Source organism: Caballeronia sp. HLA56 (assembly GCF_054655155.1).
Genome location: NZ_BAAHOB010000005.1, coordinates 1,913,215 through 1,933,629, shown reverse-complemented (window position 1 = coordinate 1,933,629; position 20,415 = coordinate 1,913,215). Strand labels below are relative to the sequence as shown.

Here is a 20,415-nt window from a genome sequence, read left to right as displayed (position 1 = left end):
TCCTTCATCGATGACTTCGTCTGCCCGGCTACGCGACGATCACGAACAAAGCCCCCGGAGGTCCAGGGGCTTCGTCGGTTCAAAGCATAACCCGCTTTTGCGAACTAGCGGCCGGATTTGAGTTCGGTCCACAAGCGCGTCTGCAGACGCTGGATTTCGGGCGGCAACGGCTTGAGCAGGAACAGCGTCTTGATGACATCCTGCGGCGGATAGACAGCCGGATCGTTCGCCACGTCCTTGTCGACATACTTGCGCGCTTCGAGGTTCGCGCTCGGGTAATACACCGCATTCGTGATCGCGGCGTGCACCTGCGGCGTCTCGATGTAGTTGATCCACTCGTGCGCGGCGTCCTTGTTCTTCGCGTCCTTCGGAATGGCCATCACGTCGAACCACACCGGCGCGCCGCCCTTCGGAATGTAGTACTCGATCTTGTAAGCCTTCTTCGCGTCCACGGCGCGATGCTTGGCAATGACGACATCGCCCGACCAGCCGTAGGTGAAGCACACGTCGCCGCCCACCAGGTCGTTGATATAGCCCGACGAGTTGAATTGCGTGATGTACGGGCGAATCTTCTTTAGCATCGCGAGCGCCTCGCGATAATCGGCGGGATTCGTGCTCATCGGGTCCTTTCCGATGTAATGCAGCGCGGCGGCGAACATCTGGTCGGGCGCATCCAGCACGGACACGCCGCACGCCTTCAGCTTCGAAATGTTCTCGGGCTTGAAGAGAATGTCCCAGTTATTGAGTTCGACGTTCGCGCCGAGTATTTTCTTTACCTTGTCGACGTTATAGCCGAGGCCGGTCGTGCCGTACGCCCAGGGCACCGTGTACTTGTTGCCGGGGTCCGCGCCTTCCACGAGCTTCATCAGTTCGGGATCGAGATACTTGAGGTTCGGCAGCTTGGACTTGTCGAGCGGCGCGAAAATGTTTGCCGCGATCTGCTTGCCGGCGTAGTTGCTCGTCGGCACGACGATGTCATAGCCCGAATTGCCCGTCAGCAGTTTGGCCTGCAGCGTGTCGTCGCTGTCGTAGTTGTCGTACTTCACCTTGACGCCGGTTTGCTTGGTGAAGTTGGGGATCGTGTCCTTGGCGATGTAATCCGACCAGTTGTACACGTTGAGCTGCGTGTCTTTCGCCGATGCCGTGAGGGACATCAGCGGCAACAGCGTCGCCGCGCACGCCAGCGCGCCCGCGAATTTGGCCAGCTTGGCCACGGGGGCCGCCAGTTTCTCGTTCATCTCGTTTCTCCCTTGTTCCGACTGTCGACGGCGTCGTGTCGGGCCCGGCTCTCAAGGAACGGCCCGCGAACCCCATAAAAACCCGAAAACTACCATTAAACCGAAGCACGACAAAAATAATGTCCGGCTTGTCGCGCGAATCTCACGTGCGTCGAGGGCAGCCGCCTGGTCATAAGGCCTGCCCGTGCCACGGTTCATTGATCTGCTGTACGGAAAGTGCGCGCATTTTAGCGTTTAATGACGCCGTGCGACACCTGATAAAACCACACTCGTCAAAGGGAACCACGCCGCGAAAGCATCGCGAAATGTCATTATCGATGGAAGGGACTTGAGGCATCCACGTGCGACCGTCGCTCGTAAAGACAGAAGAGCAGCGCGACGGCACGGGTTGAGCCCAATTCCTGCCTGACGAATAGCCAGCGGAACACTCGTTGCTAGCCAATTCGGATGTGCGTTGATTTTTCCCACGCATTCTCAACCGGCAACGCGTGCGCTCGTGCCGCGGCTTCAGAAGCCGTGACACGACAGCGCTGTTGCAACGCTATTCAAGGCAACCGACCGCATGAACACCAATCCGTCCGCGCTTGCGCAGCTTTCGGCTACCGAGCCCGACGTACCGCCTCAATCCGGCAATCGTCAAGACCGGCCCCGCGCGCCACGCGGCCGCTGGTACACGTTCGTCGGCGCGGGTTCGCTCGTCGCGGTCGGCTACATGGACCCGGGCAACTGGGCGACGGCGCTGGCGGGTGGCGCGCGTTATGGCTATCAGTTGCTCTTCGTCGTGCTGATCGCGAGTCTCATGGGCATGCTTCTGCAATGGGTGGCGTCGCGCGTGGGCGTCGTCACCGGCCGCGATCTCGCGCAGTTGTGCCGCGAGCGCTATAGCCGCCGCACGACGCTCGTGCTGTGGCTCGCGTGCGAAATCGCCATCATCGCGTGCGACGTGGCCGAAGTCGTCGGCAGCGCGGTCGCCTTGCAGATGCTGTTCGGCGTCTCGCTGACCGCAGGCGTGTTGTTCTCGGCGGTCGGCACTTTCATCATGCTCGCGTTGCAAAGCCGTGGACAGCGGCCGCTCCAGCGTGCCATCACGGCGATGATCCTTTTCGTCGGCTTCTGTTTCGTCGTCGAACTGGCGCTGGCGCATCCCGTCTGGAGCGATGCCTTGCGTGGCTTCGCGCCCCCGCGCGAGCTTCTGCGCGATGCCGGCATGCTCTGGCTCGCCGCCGGCGTGCTGGGCGCGACCGTCATGCCGCACAACCTTTATCTGCACTCGGCGCTGGTGAAGGAACACGCCCCTCACCACGACGACGCAACCATCGGCCGCGCGCTCAAGGGCGTGAATATCGATACGTTCGCATCGCTCGGGCTGGCGTTTATCGTCAATGCGTCGTTACTGGTGGTGGCCGCGTCGGTGTTTCATGCAAGCGGCCACTTCGATGTCGATGATCTCGCGGACGCGCATCGGCTCATCGCACCGCTCGTGGGAAGCCACTGGGCGGGCATTGCGTTCGCCGCCGCCCTGCTCGCGTGCGGCTTGAACGCAACGGTCACGGGCACGCTCGCCGGTCAGGCAGTGATGGAGGGCTTCCTGCAGCTGAAGATGGCGCGCTGGGCGCGGGCGCTTTTGACGCGCTCGCTTGCCATCGGCCCAGCGCTTTTCGCCGTCGCGAGCTTCGGGCAGCACGGTTCGAATACACTGCTCGTCGCGACTCAGGTCGTGCTGAGTCTGCAATTACCGCTGGCAGTGATTCCGCTCGTGCGCTTCGCTTCCGATGCCGGTCTTATGGGGCGCTGGCGCGTCGCCCGCGTGCCGCTTGCACTTGCCTGGGCTTGTGCAGGACTGATTCTTGCACTGAATGGCGCGCTGTTGTGGCAGATGGTGGGTTCTGTCTGAGCGAAAGGCGTTGGTATCGGCGTCGGCGCCTGGGCAATCCTTTCGCGGGCTTGAGCAAGAAATGCCTGCAAGCGCGATAGTGCGAGTGCCCAACCAATGACTCGGCACAGCGCGCCGCGTCAGCAGCCCTGCCGCACACCCCGACAACAAAACGCCAAACTACCCGATGCATCGTCCAAATTCGTTTGTTTTGCCGACACTCCTTCGTGCGGCTCATGCCCAAACCGGCGCTCGGCGCCGTCTTCGCGCCGCGACGTTCGCACTTGCCACGCTCAGTGCAGCGAGCACGGCGCATGCCACTGTCTCCGTGCTGCAACCGGCACGCGAAGCGGCGGCGTCGCAGCCGCTCGAAATCACGCTGCTTTATACCGATGACGGTAGCAAACCGCTTTCCATCGATGTGCCGAAGCAACTGACGGTGAATCTCACCAATGGCGATCTGCCGCCTGCGCCGCTCACGCTCGCCCGCGATCCGAAGGTGCCGGACCATGTGCGCCTCGCGCCTGGGCAGTATCGCCGGGTGCGCTTTACGGCTGCGTGGCCCGAAAGCGCGCGCGGCACGATGAAGATCGATCCGGTCGGCTTCGATGCTTCACCCATGCTCGTCACGCTCAACCGCGGCAATACGCAGACGCAGGTGGTCGCCGCCGAGAAACGCGAAGCGCAGGCGACGACGCCCGCGCAAATGGCCACCGCCACCGCCGCCGCGAACACGACGGCCGTGCCGACGACGACCATCGACACCATGCTGTCCGGCCGCCTTTCGACCTTCGAGCCGATGTACTTCGCCGATGGCGAAAACGGCGACAATCTCGCGAAGTTCCAGTTCAGCTTCAAATACCGGCTGCATCTGCCGGACGACCCGCGCTCGCGCGGCTTCCTCGACAATCTCTACTTTGCGTACACGCAGACGACCATCTGGAACCTCTCCGCGCCGTCCGTCCCGTTTCGCGATACGAGCTATCAGCCGCAGCTTTTCTACTACGTGGAAGACACGGGCGTGAAGAGTCCGTTGTTCACGCGCATGGGCGTGGCGGCGGGTATCGGGCATGAATCGAACGGCAAGAGCGGCGATGAATCGCGCGCGATCAACATCATGTTCGTGCGGCCGACGTGGGATTTTGGCGACCTGAACGGCGAGCATCTGACCATCTCGCCAAAGATCTATTACTACTTGTCGAGAAGCGGGAATCATGACATCGCGGATTATCGCGGCTACACCGACTTCCTGGTCAAATACGGCAGCCCGGATGGGTGGCAGCTCGCAACGACCTTGCGCAAGGGCACGAAGCACTGGTATGGCAGCGTGGATTCGCAGCTCACCTACCCGCTGGCTAAGCTGATCGGCAGCGCATGGGGCGGTTATGTGTTTGCGAGCTACTTCAACGGTTACGGCGAAGATATCCTCGATTACAACCAGCGTCGTCACTGGATCGCGCGAATAGGCTACAGTATTGCCCGCTAATGTCTTTCAATGCGCGCGTCATGGCTTTGGTCGTGGCGCGCGGCAATCAACGAATCCATGTCTTCGAATCTCCACGATCTTCCTGATAGTCCCTGCATCGGCGTGTGCTCCACGCTTTTCGACGACATCTGCAAAGGCTGCGGCCGCACGGCGGGTGAAGTGTCGAATTGGGTGTTTCTTTCCGATGCCGAGAAGCAGGCCGTGTGGGAGCGGATCAGGCGTGAAGGGACGGCGATGCGGTTCAGGAAGCCAACGTGAACCGGCTCGGCTAAAATGGTTGTGGCGGACCCGGACGAACAGCATCCGCCTCAGTCATGGCGAAACCCGGTATGGGCTGCCGATGCGGGGTTGCTGGTTTCCCGACACAACAAAACCAGCGCCATAACCAATGAAAAAGCCGCGCATACGTCTGTATGCGCGGCTTTTGTTTGCAATGCCGACTGCGGCTTTACTGAATGCCCTGACTCGACAAGAAGTCCTCGTAATTCCCACCGAAGTCGCGCAACGTGCCATCCGTCTTCACTTCGATGATGCGGTTCGCCAGCCCGCTCACGAACTCGCGGTCATGCGACACGAAGATCAGCGTGCCTTCGAACTTGTCAAGTGCAATCTGCAGCGATTCGATGGACTCCATGTCCATGTGGTTGGTCGGCTCGTCCATGAGCAGCACGTTATGGCGGCCGAGCATGAGCTTGCCCCAGATCATGCGGCCCTTCTCGCCGCCCGACAGCACCTTGACGTTCTTCTTGATGTCGTCCGCGTTGAAGAGCAGGCGCCCGAGCGTGCCGCGCACCATCTGGTCGTCATCGCCTTCCTGACGATACTGGTCGACCCAGTCGGTCAGCGTCTCGTCCTTCGGAAACTCTTCGTAAGTGTCCTGCGGCATGTAGCCGACGTTCGCGTTCTCCGCCCACTTCACGCGGCCGCCGTCCAGGTCGAGCGCGCCCCTGAGAGACTTCAGAAGCGTGGTCTTGCCCGCGCCGTTTTCGCCGATGATGGCGATCCGCTCGCCCGGCTGCACGCTCAGGCTGAAGTTCTGAAAGATCGGGCGGTCGTACTTCTTCGTGATGCCCTCGGCCACCACCGCGATGTTGTGCAGCTTCTTCTCGAACTCGAAGCGGATAAACGGATTCTGCCGCGACGACGGCTTGAATTCCTCGATCTTGATCTTGTCGATCATCTTGAGACGGCTGGTCGCCTGACGCGCCTTCGACTTGTTCGCCGAGAAGCGGCGCACGAAGTCCTGCAGGTCGGCCACGCGTTCCTTCGCCTTCGCGTTCGCGTTCTGCTGACGCTCGCGCGCCTGCGTGCTCGCCAGCATGTAGTCGTCGTAGTTGCCCGGCCAGAGCTTGAGCGTGCCGTAATCCATGTCCGCCATGTGCGTGCAGACCTGGTTCAGGAAGTGTCGATCGTGCGAGATGATGATCATCGTCGAGTTGTACTGGTTGAGCACGTCTTCCAGCCAACGGATCGAGTTGATGTCCAGGTTGTTGGTCGGCTCGTCCAGCAACAGCACGTCCGGTTTCGAGAACAGCGCCTGCGCCAGCAGCACGCGCAGTTTCCAGCCTGGCGCAACGTTGCTCATCGGGCCATTGTGATCGGCGATATCGATGCCGATGCCAAGCAACAATTCGCCCGCGCGCGCTTCGGCCGTATAGCCGTCGTATTCGGCGAACTTCGCTTCGAGGTCGGCGGCGCGCATGTAGTCGTCGTCGGTGGCGTCGGGGTTCGCGTAGATCGCGTCGCGCTCGGTCATCGCGGCCCACATTTCGGTGTGACCCATCATGACCACATCGAGCACGCGCATGTCTTCATACGCGAACTGGTCCTGACGCAGCTTGCCCAAACGCACGTTCGGCTCGAGCATGACGTTGCCCGAACTCGGCTCCAGATCGCCACCCAGGATCTTCATGAAGGTCGACTTGCCGCAGCCGTTCGCGCCGATCAAGCCATAGCGGTTTCCCTCGCCGAACTTGACCGAGATGTTCTCGAAGAGGGGCTTGGGCCCGAATTGCATGGTGATATTGGCGGTAGACAGCACGGCGCGTCCTTTGAATGATGTACGGCGAAAAACCTATGATTTTAGCAGATTTTGGTGGCGATTCTGGCCGGGAGCGGCATGAGGCTTGGCATTCCGGCAGATTACGCGGATCAAAAAACATCGGGGCGCCGGCCGAACCGGCCGCGCCCCGCGCTCAACCGCTCTCGATCCGCGCGCGGCGGATGCGCTTCAAGTCCGTTCAGCGATAAACGCCTTCACCACGGCTGCATCCGCAGGAACGATATCGAACCTTTGTGGCAGTTTTTCAAGTCCCACGAACGCGACGGGACGCTCCGGCTCGCGGTTTAACGCCTCGCGGATGGTCTCGCCGAATTTGATCGGCTGCGCGGTCTCGAGCACGATCATCGGCACGCCGGGTTTGAGGTTCTCGCGAGCAACCTTCACGCCGTCGGCGGTGTGCGTGTCGATCATCGTGCCGTAACGCTCGAACACATCGCGAATGGTGTTCACGCGGTCGTCGTGATCGCTCTTGCCCGACACGAAGCCGAATTGCTTCACCCGCGCAAAGTCGCCGCTCGCCGCGAGATCGAAGCCGCCCTTCTCGTCGACGTCGCGGAACAGTTGCAGCACGCGCGCCGGGTCGCGGCCGAGCAGGTCGTACACAAAACGCTCGAAGTTCGACGCCTTCGAAATATCCATGCTCGGGCTGGTCGTGTGATACGTCTCGTCCGCGCCGCGCACGCGATAGATGCCCGTGCGGAAGAATTCGTCGAGCACGTCGTTTTCGTTGGTGGCGACCACGAGCTGATCGATCGGCAGACCCATCATGCGCGCGATATGCCCCGCGCAGACGTTGCCGAAGTTGCCCGACGGCACCGTGAACGACACGCGCTCGTCGTTGCTCTTCGTCGCGGCAAAATAGCCCCTGAAGTAGTACACGACTTGCGCGACCACGCGTGCCCAGTTGATCGAATTGACCGTGCCGATCTTGTGCTTCGCCTTGTAGGCGTGATCGTTCGATACGGCCTTCACGATGTCCTGGCAATGGTCGAAATTGCCTTCGACCGCGAGGTTGAAGATGTTCGGGTCTTGCAGCGAAAACATCTGCGCCGTCTGAAACGCACTCATCTTTTTATGCGGCGAGAGCATGAACACACGCACGCCGGTCTTGCCGCGCATGGCATATTCGGCGGCGCTGCCGGTATCGCCCGACGTTGCACCGAGAATGTTGAGCGTTTCGCCGTGCTTTTCCAATGCGTACTCGAAGAGATTGCCGAGTAGTTGCATTGCCATGTCTTTGAAGGCGAGCGTCGGACCATTCGACAGTTCGAGCAACGACAGCGGCGTGCCGTCCTCCACGCCGAGCGTCTTCAGCGGCGTGATCTGCGCGGCGCTTTCTTCGTGGCGCACGTTGTTGTAGACCTGCGCGACGTAAGTCTTGCGCGTAAGCGAACGCAGGTCGTCGGCGGGAATGTCATCGCTGAATTTCGACAGCACTTCGAAGGCGAGATCCGCATACGACAGAGTGCGCCAGCGCGCGAGTTCATCGGCCGAAACGCGCGGATATTCCGCCGGCAGATACAGACCGCCGTCCTTCGCGAGACCGCCGAGCAAGATGTCCGAGAACGTGTGGCGCTCGTTCGAGCCGGCGCCGCGCGTCGAGATGTAGTTCATGTCGCGTTCCTGTGCTTAATTCAGCGTTGCCATGCGCAGTTTCGTCACCTTGGAGACGACCGTGGAGAGCGCTTCGATCTGGGCGATCGCCGCGTTCGCGTTCTTTTCCACCGTCTCGTGCGTGATGAGGATGATGTCCGTCTCGCCCTTGTGCTCGCCGCCGACGTCTTCCGATTCCTTCTGCAGCAACGCGTCGATGGAGATGCCCTTGTCCGCGAGAATGCGCGTGATGTTGGCAAGCACGCCCGTCACGTCGGCGACACGCAAACGCAAGTAATAGCCGCTCGTCACTTCGTCGATTGGCAAGATGGGCGTGTTCGCCAGACTGCCCGGCTGGAAGGCCAGATGCGGCACGCGATGCTCCGGGTCGGCCGTATGCAGACGCGTGACATCCACGAGATCGGCGACCACGGCCGACGCCGTCGGCTCCGCGCCCGCGCCCTTGCCGTAGTAGAGCGTCGTGCCGACCGCATCGCCATGCACGACGACCGCGTTCATCGCGCCTTCGACGTTGGCGAGCAAACGCTTGGCCGGCACCAGCGTGGGATGCGTGCGCAACTCGATGCCCTTCTCCGTGCGCCGCGCGATGCCGAGCAGCTTGATGCGATAGCCGAGATCCTCCGCGTAACGAATGTCGATGGCCGCGAGCTTGCTGATGCCTTCCACGTACGCGCGGTCGAACTGCACCGGCACGCCGAACGCGATCGCGCTCATGATCGTGACCTTGTGCGCGGCGTCGACGCCTTCGATGTCGAAAGTGGGATCGGCCTCCGCGTAACCCAGATCTTGCGCGCCCTTCAACGCGGTCGCGAAGTCCAGCCCGCGGTCACGCATCTCCGAGAGAATGTAGTTCGTCGTGCCGTTGATGATGCCCGCGATGTATTCGATACGGTTCGCGCTCAGGCCCTCGCGAAGCGCCTTGATGATTGGAATGCCGCCCGCCACCGCTGCTTCGAACGCAACCATCACGCCCTTTGCGTGCGCGGCTTCGAAAATCTCCGTGCCGTGCACCGCGAGCAGTGCCTTGTTCGCCGTGACCACGTGCTTGCCGTTGGCGATGGCGCGCAGCACCAATTCGCGCGCGAAGCCCGTGCCGCCGATCATTTCGCAAATGATGGATATCGCCGGGTCGTCGACGACGGCGAGGAAGTCGTCGGTGACCGCCACGTCGGCTGCCGCTTGCACCTTCGACGGTGTACGCACGGCAATGCGCGTGATCTCGATGCCTCGTCCCGCGCGGCGCCTGATTTCTTCCTGATTGCGGCGCAGCACCGTGAAGGTGCCGCTGCCAACCGTGCCGAAGCCCAACAGTCCTACTTTGATCGGTTCCATACAGCGTGAGTCTTCTAAGAAAAGTTAAGCGGAGTGACGTTTGCGATAGCCGTCGAGAAAGCGCGCGATGCGGTTGATCGAGTCGGCCAGATCGTCGAGGTTCGGCAGGAAGACCACGCGGAAGTGATCCGGCGTCGGCCAGTTGAAGCCCGTGCCTTGCACGAGCAGCACGCGTTCTTCGAGCAGCAGGTCGGTGATGAATTGCTGATCGTTTTCGATCGGGTACATCTTGGGATCGAGCTTCGGGAACATATACAGCGCGGCCTGCGGTTTCACGCACGTGACGCCCGGAATGGCCGTGAGCATGTCATAGGCGAGCTCGCGCTGTTTGAACAGCCGCCCGCCCGGCACGATCAGGTCGTTGATGCTCTGATAACCGCCGAGCGCCGTCTGGATGGCGTATTGGCCGGGCACGTTCGGGCACAAGCGCATGGACGCGAGAATGCCCAGACCTTCGAGATAGTCTTTCGCGCGACGGCGATTTTCCTCGATGAGGCCCGACACGGCCATCCAGCCCGCGCGATAACCGCACGAACGGTAGCTCTTCGAGAGACTGTTGAACGTGACGGTGAGCACGTCCTCGGAAAGCGCGGCCATGGACGTGTGCGTCATGCCGTCGTAGACGATCTTGTCGTAGACCTCGTCCGCGAAAATGATCAGGCCGTGTTCGCGCGCAATGTCGATCAGTTCGAGCAGCAGTTCGTCCGAATACAGCGCGCCCGTCGGATTGTTCGGGTTGATGACGACGAGCGCCTTGGTGTTGGCGGTGATCTTCGAGCGGATGTCGTCGAGATCGGGCATCCAGCCATTGCCTTCGTCGCACATGTAGTGACGCGGCGTGCCGGCCGAAAGACTTACCGCGGCCGTCCAGAGCGGATAGTCGGGCGCGGGCAGCAACACCTCGTCGCCATCATTCAGAAGCGCCTGCATGGCCATGACGATAAGTTCCGACGCGCCGTTGCCGATGAAAATGTCGTCGAGCGTCACGCCCGTCACGCCCTTTTGCTGCGTGTAATGCATGATCGCCTTGCGCGCGGCGAATACGCCCTTCGAATCCGAATAGCCCGACGAACCCGGCAGATTGCGGATCATGTCCTGAATGATCTCGTCCGGCGCTTCGAAACCGAACGGCGCCAGATTGCCGATATTGAGCTTGATGATGCGATGCCCTTCTTCTTCGAGGCGCTTCGCGTGTTCGAGCACGGGCCCGCGAATGTCGTAGCAGACGTTTTGCAGCTTGTTGGATTTGAGAATCGGTTTCACGGGCGCGGCTCTTGTGTTTGGGCTGTCTGGTGGATTCGTTTTAAGGATTCGTTCTGGCGTTCTGTCGTTTCGGCGTTTCGATGCAGCAGGTGCTTCAGTCGATGCTCCGGCGGTTCGTGTCCGCTTCCGGAACGCGCACGCGAAGCGGGATGACACGAAGTGACGCGGGATGGCGACGAGCTGCGGCAGACTACGGCATGTTACTGGACTGCCGCCGCTTCTCGGGATTTCGAACCCTGGGCGAGGAACACCGCGCCGGATAGGGGCGCAGGCGTAACGGATACGGATTGCGTGTCGAAGGCGGCTTTTGGCGGCACGCGAGCGCAACGGGGGCCGCACGAGCGGTCCGCGCGGCTGGAAAGTTATAATTTACTGATTATGGCCCGGTTCCGCAATGCACCAAACACTGGCGCGAAGCGCCTTTTGGTGCGTTTTCCGCCGCCTTCTCGCGCTTTTTTCAGCCGCGTTCGGCGGATGCCGGGTTTCACTCCTTTCCTTGCCGGACCATCGTTTTGAAACTTCATCAAGACTCCAGCGGCGCGCTCAACACCATCACGAGCTACGGAGACGACTTCGTCGCAATCAATCTCGAACGCCATGAGGGCAGCGTGATCGTCATGCCCGAGGTGCCCGTCGTCAAATGGCTGGTGGCATCGTTCGACGCGCTCGCGCCCGAGCATTTCGAGGAACTCGTGAAAGCCGCGCCCGAAGTGGTCATCTTCGGCAGCGGTTCCAGATTGCGCTTTCCGCATCCGCGGCTCACGGCAGCGTTGACCAAGCATCGTATCGGCGTGGAAACGATGGATATCGGCGCTGCCTGCCGCACCTACAACATATTGATGTCCGAAGGCCGGCGCGTGGCCGCCGCACTGCTGATCGAGGAATGAGCGGAAACTAAGGCTCGGCTAAGGATGCGCCGCAATACTTCGGCGACAGGCGCCTCTTTGGCGCACGCGCTGGCGTCGCGACGCCCGGCGTGCGCCAATTTGACGAATCCGGCCTGGCAGTGCGATACACTCCCGCCCGGCGAACGTTGCGCCGAGCCTGAAAGGCGGTAACACAGCGTGCGCCACGGCCAGTCCGGCGCTCATGCGAGCCTGCACGCAAGCGACGGCTTCGCGCCCCGCGCGGCCGGTTGCGCCACTCATTCACAAGCGCCGCGCATGGCGGCATCGAACAGGTCGACTTCATGAACGATACGCCTTCGCGGCTACCGCTCACGCGTCTCTCACTCATTCTTCTCGTCGTTGCGCTGGCCGTCATCTGGTTCGGGCCGCTCGGGCTCAGGCATCTCGTGCCGAGCGACGAGGGCCGCTACGCCGAAATGGCGCGCGAAATGTTCGTCACCGGCGACTGGATCACCCCGCGCTACAACGGCTACAAATACTTCGAGAAACCGCCGCTGCAGACCTGGGCGAACGCGCTGACCTTTGCGTGGTTCGGCGTCGGCGAATGGCAGGCGCGGTTCTATACGGCGCTTTGCGGCTTCGCGGGCGTGCTGATGGTCGGCTACACGGGCGCGCGGGTCTTCAACGCGATGACGGGCTTCGCGGCCGCAGTGATTCTCGCGACCTGCCCGTACTGGAACCTGATGGGCCACTTCAACACGCTCGACATGGGCCTGTCGTTCTGGATGGGGCTCACGCTCTGCGCGCTTTTGCTCGCGCAACGCCCAGGGCTGGCCGTGCGCGAGGTGCGGCTCTGGATGTGGCTTTGCTGGGCGGCGATGGGCGCGGCCATGCTCTCCAAGGGGCTCGTCGGCGTGATCCTGCCGGGCGCGGTGCTGATCATCTACTCGCTCGTGGCGCGCGACTGGGCGCTCTGGAAGCGGCTTTATATCGGCAGCGGACTGATCGTGTTCCTGATCGTCGTCGCGCCGTGGTTCGTGCTCGTGCAGATGAAGAACCCCGAGTTCTTCAATTTCTTCTTCATCGTGCAGCAGTTCAAGCGCTATCTGACGCCCGAGCAGAACCGTCCCGGACCGTTCTATTACTTCGTGCCGGTGCTCATCGTCGGCTTTCTGCCGTGGCTGTCGATCGCGTTCCAGAGCGTGCGCCACGGTCTCAAGACGCCGCGCCAGCCCAACGGCTTCGCGCCCGTGACCATGCTGCTAGTCTGGTCCGCGTTCATTTTCCTGTTTTTCAGCGCCTCGCATTCGAAGCTGCTGTCCTATGTCTTGCCGATTGCACCGGCGCTCGCGCTCGTCTTCGGGCTTTATCTGCCGTCGCTGACGAAGCCGCGTTATCGCATGCATCTGATCGGCTATGCGGTGTTCCTGATCGCCGCGGCGTTCGGCGCGATCTTCATCGGCCGGGCGGGCAGCGCGAATACGCCCAATGCGCTGTATCGCGCGTTCCAGATATGGGTTTATGCGGGACTGGCGGTCGCGTTCGTCGTGACGCTCGCGGCGCTCTGGCTCAATCGCCGGAACGTGCTTGCGGGCGCGGCAGGGCTGGGCGCGGCGTGGCTGCTGCTCGGTACCATCGCGGGAACGGGTCACGACGTTTTCGGCACCGACAGCTCGGGCGTCAAGCTCGTGCCGGCCGTGAAAGCCGCGATGGCGAAACTCCCGCCCGGCACGCCCTTCTACTCGATCGCCAAGCTCGATCACACCATGCCGTTCTATCTCGATCAGCCGATGATCATGGTGCAGGAAGCCGACGAACTCACCTTCGGCGTGCAGACGGAGCCGCGGAAGTGGGTGCCGAGCATCGACCAATGGGTCAAGCTTTGGGACTCGCAACCGTATGCGCTCGCGCTGATGCCGCCTGGCCGCTACGACGACCTCGCCGCCCGCCATGTGCCGATGCAGGTCATCGCCCGCGACGCGCGCCGTGTGATCGTCGAGAAACCGCAACCGTGATGGCGCACTCTGCCACCTCGCGCGGCACCACGTCTGACACAGTGCGTGCCACGCGCGCAAACGGATTGCACGACCGTTCGGCCAACCCCGTTGTGGCGGCCCGGCTTTTTCCTTATTGTGTGAGACCAGCAAGACCGTCGGCACGATCAACCAGGCGCCAACCCGCGACTAATCCGCAATGAATCCGATTTCCTTCGCTTGTATCCTCATCGGCGTATTGTTGAACGCGTGCGCGCAGTTGCTGCTGAAGGCGGGCGTCAACGCCGTCGGGCACTTCGAACTCACGGCAAGCAACATTCTGCCGGTCGGTTTCAGGATCGCGACGCAATGGCCGATCATCGGCGGCCTTGCCTGCTATGTGCTGAGCGTGGGCGTGTGGATCGTCGGCCTGTCGCGCGTGGATGTGTCGATCGCCTATCCGATGCTCTCGCTCGGCTATGTCGTCAACGCCTTCGCGGCGTGGTATTTGTTCGGCGAGGTGCTCTCGCTGCAGCGGCTGATCGGCATCGGCATCATTCTGCTCGGCGTGGTCGTGCTGGCGCGCGGTTAGGCGCCGCGACCGGCGTTGAATTCACTCGTGCCGCCAATACATCAGATCAACTCCAATTTCTTAAGCAAATAGTCCATGACTCAGACATCGCGGCCGTTCCTGCCCTTCGTCAAGCCCGACATCGATGAAGAAACCATTCAGGGCGTCGCCGACGTGCTGCGTTCCGGCTGGATCACGACGGGCCCGCAGAACCAGCAGTTCGAGGCGGAATTGTCGGCGTTCGTCGGCGGCAGGCCGGTGCGCGCGTTCAACTCAGGCACCTGCACGATGGAAATCGGCCTGCGAATTGCAGGCGTCGGCGCGGGCGACGAAGTCATCACGACGGCGATGACTTGGGTATCGACGGCGAACGTCATCATCGAAGTCGGCGCCACGCCGGTTTTGGTCGATATCGACCCGGCCACGCGCAACATGGACCTGAACTTGCTGGAACGCGCCATCACGCCGCGCACGAAAGCGATCATGCCGGTGTTTTTGGGCGGCCTGCCGGTGGATATGGACCGGCTTTACGCCATCGCGCGCGCCCACAAGCTGCGCGTGATCGAAGACGCGGCGCAGGCGTTCGGTTCGAGCTGGAACGGCAAGCGCATCGGCGCGTTCGGCGATCTCGTTTCGTTCAGCTTTCACGCGAACAAGAACGTGACGTCGATCGAAGGCGGCGCGCTCGTCTTGAACGACGAGGACGAAGCCGAACTCGCGCGGAAGTATCGCCTGCAGGGCATCACGCGCACGGGTTTCGACGGCATGGACTGCGACGTGCTCGGCGGCAAGTACAACCTGACGGATGTGGCGGCGCGCGTGGGTCTCGGGTCGCTGCGCAAGGTGGAAAGCATCACGCAACGGCGGCGCGAACTGGCGCAGCTTTACTTCGATGCGTTCGACGGCGGCGCGGCCGTGAAACTCGGTCTAGGCTTGCCGCCGCGCAACTTTACGGACAGTAACTGGCACATGTTTCAGGTCACGCTGCCGCTCGATCAACTGAATCTCACGCGCGCGCAGTTCATGGGCGAGCTGAAGGAGCGCGGCATCGGCACGGGCGTGCACTATCCGGCCCTGCATCTGTTCACGCTGTATCGCGAGCGCGGCTTCAAGGAAGGCATGTTCCCGCACGCGGAGCACTTCGGCGCATCCAACGTGACGTTGCCGCTTTTCCCGCAAATGAGCGCGGAGGACATCGCGCACGTGGTCACTTCCATCGACGAGATCTGTGCGCAGCACGCCAGACTGCATGCCTAACAAGGACACCCAGCGCAACATGAGTCATACGGATTTCGCGGCGACGGCACCCGAGGTAACGGTCGTCATTCCGGTCTACAACGAGGAAGCCGGCCTCGCCGCCCTCTTTGAGCGCCTTTATCCGGCGCTCGATGCGCTCGACGCATCGTACGAGGTGATCTTCATCAACGACGGCAGCCGCGACAAGTCGGCCGCGCTGCTCGCGCAGCAGTTCCACGTGCGTCCGGACACCACGCGCGTGATCCTGCTCAACGGCAACTATGGTCAGCACATGGCGATTCTCGCGGGCTTCGAGCAATCGCGCGGCGAGATCGTCGTCACGCTCGACGCCGACTTGCAGAATCCGCCCGAGGAAATCGCCAAGCTCGTCGAAAAGATGCGTGAAGGCTACGATTACGTCGGCACCATTCGCGAACAACGGCAGGACAGCCTGTGGCGCAAGAAGGCATCGCTTGCCATGAACCGTCTGCGCGAGCGCATCACCAAGATTCGCATGACGGATCAGGGCTGCATGTTGCGCGCGTACAGCCGGCATATCATCGACACGATCAACCGCTGCGGCGAAATCAACACGTTCATTCCGGCGCTTGCCTACACCTTCGCGCAGAACCCGATCGAAGTGGGCGTGGCGCACGAAGAGCGCTTCGCGGGCGAATCCAAGTACTCGCTTTATAGCCTCATCCGGCTGAACTTCGACCTCGTGACGGGCTTTTCGGTCGTGCCGTTGCAATGGCTGTCGTTCATCGGCGTGATCCTTTCGGTCGGATCGGCGGGCCTGTTCCTGCTGCTGTTGATTCGCCGCTTCATGTTCGGCGCGGAAGTTCAGGGCGTGTTCACGCTTTTCGCCATCACGTTCTTCATGCTCGGCGTGATCATTTTCGCGCTCGGCCTGCTCGGCGAATATATCGGCCGGATTTATCAGCAAGTGCGCGCGCGTCCGCGCTATCTCGTGCAGACCATTCTCGAGCAGCGCGACGGCCTGCCTACGGCCAGCCAGCCGCGCCAGCAAGTGATCCATCTGGCGGTCGCCGATCGCGAGGACGAAGGCCGATGAAGCCGCGCGCCGTCGTATTCGCTTATCACAATGTCGGCGTGCGCTGCCTGCAGGTGCTGCTCGCGCGCGGCGTCGACGTGCGGCTCGTCGTGACGCACGAGGACAGCGCAAGCGAGAACATCTGGTTCGGCAGCGTGGCGCAGGTCGCGGCGGAACATGGCATCGACGTGATCACGCCCGCCGATCCCAAAGCGCCCGACGTGCACGACGCAGTCGCCCGCGCCGCGCCGGAATTCATCTTCTCGTTCTACTACCGGCACATGCTGCCCGTGACGCTGCTCGCGTTGGCCAGGCGCGGCGCGTACAACATGCATGGCTCGCTGTTGCCGAAATATCGCGGCCGCGTGCCGACCAACTGGGCGGTGCTCAACGGCGAAACCGAAAGTGGCGCGACGCTGCACGAAATGGCCGAAAAGCCCGACGCCGGCGCGATCCTCGCGCAGACGTCCGTGCCTATCCTGCCGGATGACACCGCCGCTCAGGTCTTCGACAAAACCGTGGTCGCCGCCGAGCAAACGCTCTGGCGCGTACTGCCCGCCCTGCTTGCCGGCGAAGCGCCGCGTCTGCCGAACGATCTCGCCGCCGGCAGCTACTACGGCGGGCGCAAACCGGAAGATGGCCGCATTGACTGGACGGCGAACGCACAACGCGTCTACAACCTGATTCGCGCGGTGGCGCCGCCCTATCCCGGCGCGTTCACGGACATGGGCGGCGAGCGCTTCATCGTCGCGCGGGCGCGCCTCGTTCCTGAAACCGGTGCGCCCGGCGTTACGCGCGAGCGGCTCGCCGCGCTCAGGGATTTGCCCTGCGGCCTGACGCTGGCGGATAATGCGCTGTTTGGCGTCTGCGGCGATGGCCGCGTCGTCGCCGTGCACGAGTTGCGTCATCGGCCATTGAATGCCGAAGCGCAGCCCGTGGGCGAGGAGCGCACCGTCGAACCCGCCGAATTCGACCGAATCATTCAATCCTCTCGTCATTCATGAAAAAAGTTCTCATCCTGGGTGTCAATGGCTTCATCGGCCATCACCTTTCCAAGCGCATCCTCGAAACGACCGACTGGGAAGTCTTCGGGATGGACATGCAAACCGATCGCCTGGGCGACCTCGCGAATCACGAGCGGATGCATTTCTTCGAAGGCGACATCACCATCAACAAGGAGTGGGTCGAGTATCACGTCAAGAAGTGCGACGTGATTCTGCCGCTCGTCGCCATTGCCACGCCCGCGACCTACGTGAAGCAGCCGCTGCGCGTGTTCGAACTGGACTTCGAGGCCAACCTGCCAATCGTGCGGTCGGCGGTCAAGTACGGCAAGCACCTCGTGTTTCCGTCGACCTCCGAGGTGTACGGCATGTGCGCCGACGAGCAGTTCGATCCGGAGAACTCCACGCTCTCCTACGGCCCCATCAACAAGCCGCGCTGGATCTACGCCTGCTCGAAGCAGTTGATGGACCGCGTGATCTGGGGTTACGGCATGGAAGGCCTCAACTTCACGCTGTTCCGCCCGTTCAACTGGATCGGCCCGGGCCTCGACTCCATCTACACCGCGAAGGAAGGTTCGTCGCGCGTGGTCACGCAGTTCCTGGGACACATCGTGCGCGGCGAGAACATCAGCCTCGTCGATGGCGGCGCGCAAAAGCGTGCGTTCACGGATATCGACGACGGCATCGGCGCGCTGATGAAGATCATCGAAAACAAGGACGGCATGGCGTCGGGCAAGATCTACAACATCGGCAATCCGGTCAACAACTTCTCGGTGCGCGAACTCGCGCACAAGATGCTCGCGCTCGCCGCCGAGTATCCCGAGTACGCGGAGACCGCGAAGAAGGTGCAGCTCGTCGAGACTTCGTCGGGCGCGTACTACGGCGCGGGCTATCAGGACGTGCAGAACCGCGTGCCGAAGATCGACAACACCATGCAGGAACTGGACTGGAAGCCGGAAGCGAGCATGGACGACGCGCTGCGCAAGATTTTCGAAGCGTATCGCACGCTCGTCGGCGAAGCTCGCGCGCTCGTCGAGCAGTCTTAAGGAACGGCGCGTGGCCCGTATCGTTCTCAAGATCGACGTCGACACCCTGCGCGGCACGCGCGAAGGCGTGCCCAATCTCGGCAGATTGCTCGACAAATACAGCGCCCGCGCGACGTTTCTGTTCAGCCTCGGGCCGGATCACACCGGCTGGGCGCTGCGCCGCGTATTCCGGCCGGGCTTTCTCAAGAAGGTGTCGCGCACGTCTGTCGTCGAGCATTACGGTGTGAAGACGCTGATGTACGGCGTACTGCTGCCAGGGCCGGATATCGGCCGCGAGGCGAAGGCCGAAATGCGCGCCATCCACGAAGCCGGGTTCGAATGCGGCATCCATACGTGGGATCACGTTTACTGGCAGGACAACGTGCGCGCGCGCGATCAGGCGTGGACCGTGTCGCAGATGCAGCAAAGCCATGCGCGCTTCATCGAGATTTTCGGCGCGCCGCCCGTCACGCATGGCGCGGCGGGCTGGCAGATGAACGGCTACGCGTTCGAACAGATCGACGCCTGGGGTATGCGCTACGCATCCGACGGGCGCGGCCATACGCCGTATATTCCAGTGCTCAATGGCCGCACGCTCGATCACATTCAGATGCCGACCACCCTGCCGACCCTCGACGAAATCCTCGGCGTCGATGGTGTCGACACGACCAACGTGGCCGCGCATCTCTTGCGTCACACGCAGAACAATCCGCGCGACCAGGTTTTCACGCTGCACGCCGAACTCGAAGGCCAGAAGCTCGCGCCGGTGTTCGAGCAACTGCTGGCGGGCTGGCGCGCGCAGGGACACAGCTTCGCCACGATGGGCGACTATCATGCGACGCTGGACCGCGCTTCCCTGCCCACGTACCCTGTCACGTGGGGCGAGATCCCTGGCCGCGCCGGCGAGTTGATCGTTCAGCCGGGCTGATCCGCTTCTGCTTGCTAGTCCCTCTGCTTCAAATAAACAACATCTGGCCAAGGTTGGGCTACGCGCCCGACCCTGGCCGACAAAGGAGAAACTTCGTGTCAGTCGCAGTCGATCAGCCCGTTCCCGACTTCACCGCACCCGCCACCGGCGGCGAGTTCACGCTCTCGAACCTGCGCGGCAAGAAAGTCGTGCTGTTCTTTTATCCCAAGGACAACACGCCCGGCTGCACGACGGAAAGCCTGCAATTTCGCGACCACTACGATCAATTCCAGGCCGCTGGCGCGGAAGTGGTTGGCATCTCGCGCGACAGCGTGAGATCTCACGACAACTTCAAGGCCAAACTGGAGCTGCCGTACACGCTGGTATCGGACGCCGACGAAGCCATCTGCTCGCTTTTCGATGTCATCAAAATGAAGAAGATGTATGGCAAGGAAGTGCGCGGCGTCGAGCGTTCCACGTTTCTGCTCGATGCAAAAGGCGTGCTGCGCCGCGAGTTTCGAGGCATCAAGGTGCCGGGGCACGTCGAGGCCATCGTCGAGGCTGTACAAGCAATTTGAGGCGCGCTATATTGGTCCGCAATGAGCGCCTGTCCACCCCATGACCTTCTACCGAGCGAAAGCTGCCGTACGCCTTTAGGCGCAATCGGCAGGAGCCCGGGCTATGCGAGGCATCTACGGCGGTACAGCGCACCAGACTCGAAGTCAGCCGCTGGTTCCGGTAGTCGGGACGGCGGCTTTTTTATTGGCGTCGCGCGAATGCCACAGTCGGCCACGAGGTTTTCCGGACCTTCGCACGACACCAGTGGACGCACACTCAAGGAGCAGATCGAAACTTAGGCGAACCGGCGTTTTCGACAAACGAAGCGCGCCGCCGGACGCAGACTGCGAACCACGATTCGCTGCGAGGGCGAA

17 protein-coding genes are annotated in these 20,415 nt (G+C 62.1%); 12 read left to right on the top strand and 5 right to left on the bottom strand.

Annotated features, from left to right (window positions below):
• Positions 1-104: 104 nt before the first annotated feature.
• Positions 105-1,238, bottom strand: coding sequence for a polyamine ABC transporter substrate-binding protein (locus tag ACYQ47_RS28620; protein ID WP_250464805.1), 1,134 nt, complete (start codon positions 1,236-1,238; stop codon positions 105-107).
• Between the two features lie 562 nt (positions 1,239-1,800).
• On the opposite strand from ACYQ47_RS28620, the gene ACYQ47_RS28615 reads away from it, so the two are divergent.
• The 3 genes from ACYQ47_RS28615 (at position 1,801) to ACYQ47_RS28605 (ending at position 4,855) form a co-directional block, all read left to right on the top strand.
• Positions 1,801-3,132 (top strand): Nramp family divalent metal transporter, encoded by a 1,332-nt coding sequence (locus tag ACYQ47_RS28615; RefSeq protein WP_459908063.1) that lies wholly within the window; start codon positions 1,801-1,803, stop codon positions 3,130-3,132.
• A gap of 166 nt (positions 3,133-3,298) precedes the next feature.
• A complete protein-coding gene (locus ACYQ47_RS28610; protein WP_370652115.1) occupies positions 3,299-4,597 on the top strand; it encodes a phospholipase A in 1,299 nt (432 codons plus the stop codon).
• A 57-nt stretch (positions 4,598-4,654) separates the two neighbouring features.
• A complete protein-coding gene (locus ACYQ47_RS28605; RefSeq protein WP_244825197.1) occupies positions 4,655-4,855 on the top strand; it encodes a DUF1289 domain-containing protein in 201 nt (66 codons plus the stop codon).
• Between the two features lie 190 nt (positions 4,856-5,045).
• Here the strand turns inward: ACYQ47_RS28605 and ACYQ47_RS28600 are convergent, their stop codons facing one another.
• The 4 genes from ACYQ47_RS28600 to ACYQ47_RS28585 all read right to left on the bottom strand — a co-directional run bounded on the left by ACYQ47_RS28600 (position 5,046) and on the right by ACYQ47_RS28585 (position 10,868).
• Positions 5,046-6,638: an ABC-F family ATPase gene (locus ACYQ47_RS28600; protein WP_250464797.1), complete on the bottom strand. Its 1,593-nt coding sequence runs from the start codon at positions 6,636-6,638 to the stop codon at positions 5,046-5,048.
• Positions 6,639-6,827: 189 nt separating this feature from the next.
• Complete coding sequence (gene thrC, locus ACYQ47_RS28595; RefSeq protein ID WP_459908060.1) at positions 6,828-8,273, bottom strand: threonine synthase; 1,446 nt, start codon at positions 8,271-8,273, stop codon at positions 6,828-6,830.
• A 15-nt stretch (positions 8,274-8,288) separates the two neighbouring features.
• The gene (locus tag ACYQ47_RS28590) at positions 8,289-9,605 is read right to left on the bottom strand and encodes a homoserine dehydrogenase (protein WP_310395867.1); all 1,317 of its coding nucleotides are present in this window, start codon (positions 9,603-9,605) and stop codon (positions 8,289-8,291) included.
• Between the two features lie 24 nt (positions 9,606-9,629).
• Positions 9,630-10,868 carry a pyridoxal phosphate-dependent aminotransferase gene (locus ACYQ47_RS28585; RefSeq protein WP_244825201.1) on the bottom strand — a complete coding sequence of 413 codons (1,239 nt, stop codon included), beginning with the start codon at positions 10,866-10,868 and terminating at the stop codon, positions 9,630-9,632.
• 512 nt (positions 10,869-11,380) lie between these two features.
• On the opposite strand from ACYQ47_RS28585, the gene ACYQ47_RS28580 reads away from it, so the two are divergent.
• The 9 genes from ACYQ47_RS28580 to ACYQ47_RS28540 all read left to right on the top strand — a co-directional run bounded on the left by ACYQ47_RS28580 (position 11,381) and on the right by ACYQ47_RS28540 (position 20,061).
• Positions 11,381-11,755, top strand: a complete 375-nt coding sequence (locus ACYQ47_RS28580; RefSeq protein ID WP_250464791.1) for an Mth938-like domain-containing protein — start codon at positions 11,381-11,383, stop codon at positions 11,753-11,755.
• A gap of 302 nt (positions 11,756-12,057) precedes the next feature.
• Positions 12,058-13,731: a glycosyltransferase family 39 protein gene (locus ACYQ47_RS28575; RefSeq protein ID WP_250464788.1), complete on the top strand. Its 1,674-nt coding sequence runs from the start codon at positions 12,058-12,060 to the stop codon at positions 13,729-13,731.
• 178 nt (positions 13,732-13,909) lie between these two features.
• A complete protein-coding gene (locus ACYQ47_RS28570; protein ID WP_244825204.1) occupies positions 13,910-14,281 on the top strand; it encodes an SMR family transporter in 372 nt (123 codons plus the stop codon).
• Positions 14,282-14,356: 75 nt separating this feature from the next.
• A complete protein-coding gene (locus tag ACYQ47_RS28565) occupies positions 14,357-15,517 on the top strand; it encodes a DegT/DnrJ/EryC1/StrS family aminotransferase (protein WP_309963677.1) in 1,161 nt (386 codons plus the stop codon).
• A 19-nt stretch (positions 15,518-15,536) separates the two neighbouring features.
• Entirely contained in the window at positions 15,537-16,571 is a 1,035-nt protein-coding gene (locus ACYQ47_RS28560; RefSeq protein WP_244825206.1) for a glycosyltransferase, read from the top strand.
• Complete coding sequence (locus ACYQ47_RS28555; protein WP_459908055.1) at positions 16,568-17,554, top strand: formyltransferase; 987 nt, start codon at positions 16,568-16,570, stop codon at positions 17,552-17,554. Before ACYQ47_RS28560 ends, ACYQ47_RS28555 begins: the two co-directional genes overlap by 4 nt.
• Positions 17,551-18,597, top strand: coding sequence for a bifunctional UDP-4-keto-pentose/UDP-xylose synthase (locus tag ACYQ47_RS28550; protein ID WP_244825208.1), 1,047 nt, complete (start codon positions 17,551-17,553; stop codon positions 18,595-18,597). The genes ACYQ47_RS28555 and ACYQ47_RS28550 overlap by 4 nt, the downstream gene beginning before the upstream one ends.
• Positions 18,598-18,607: 10 nt before the next feature.
• Positions 18,608-19,504 (top strand): polysaccharide deacetylase family protein, encoded by an 897-nt coding sequence (locus ACYQ47_RS28545; RefSeq protein ID WP_250492352.1) that lies wholly within the window; start codon positions 18,608-18,610, stop codon positions 19,502-19,504.
• A 95-nt stretch (positions 19,505-19,599) separates the two neighbouring features.
• Positions 19,600-20,061, top strand: coding sequence for a peroxiredoxin (locus ACYQ47_RS28540; RefSeq protein WP_244825211.1), 462 nt, complete (start codon positions 19,600-19,602; stop codon positions 20,059-20,061).
• The last annotated feature ends 354 nt before the right edge of the window (positions 20,062-20,415 follow it).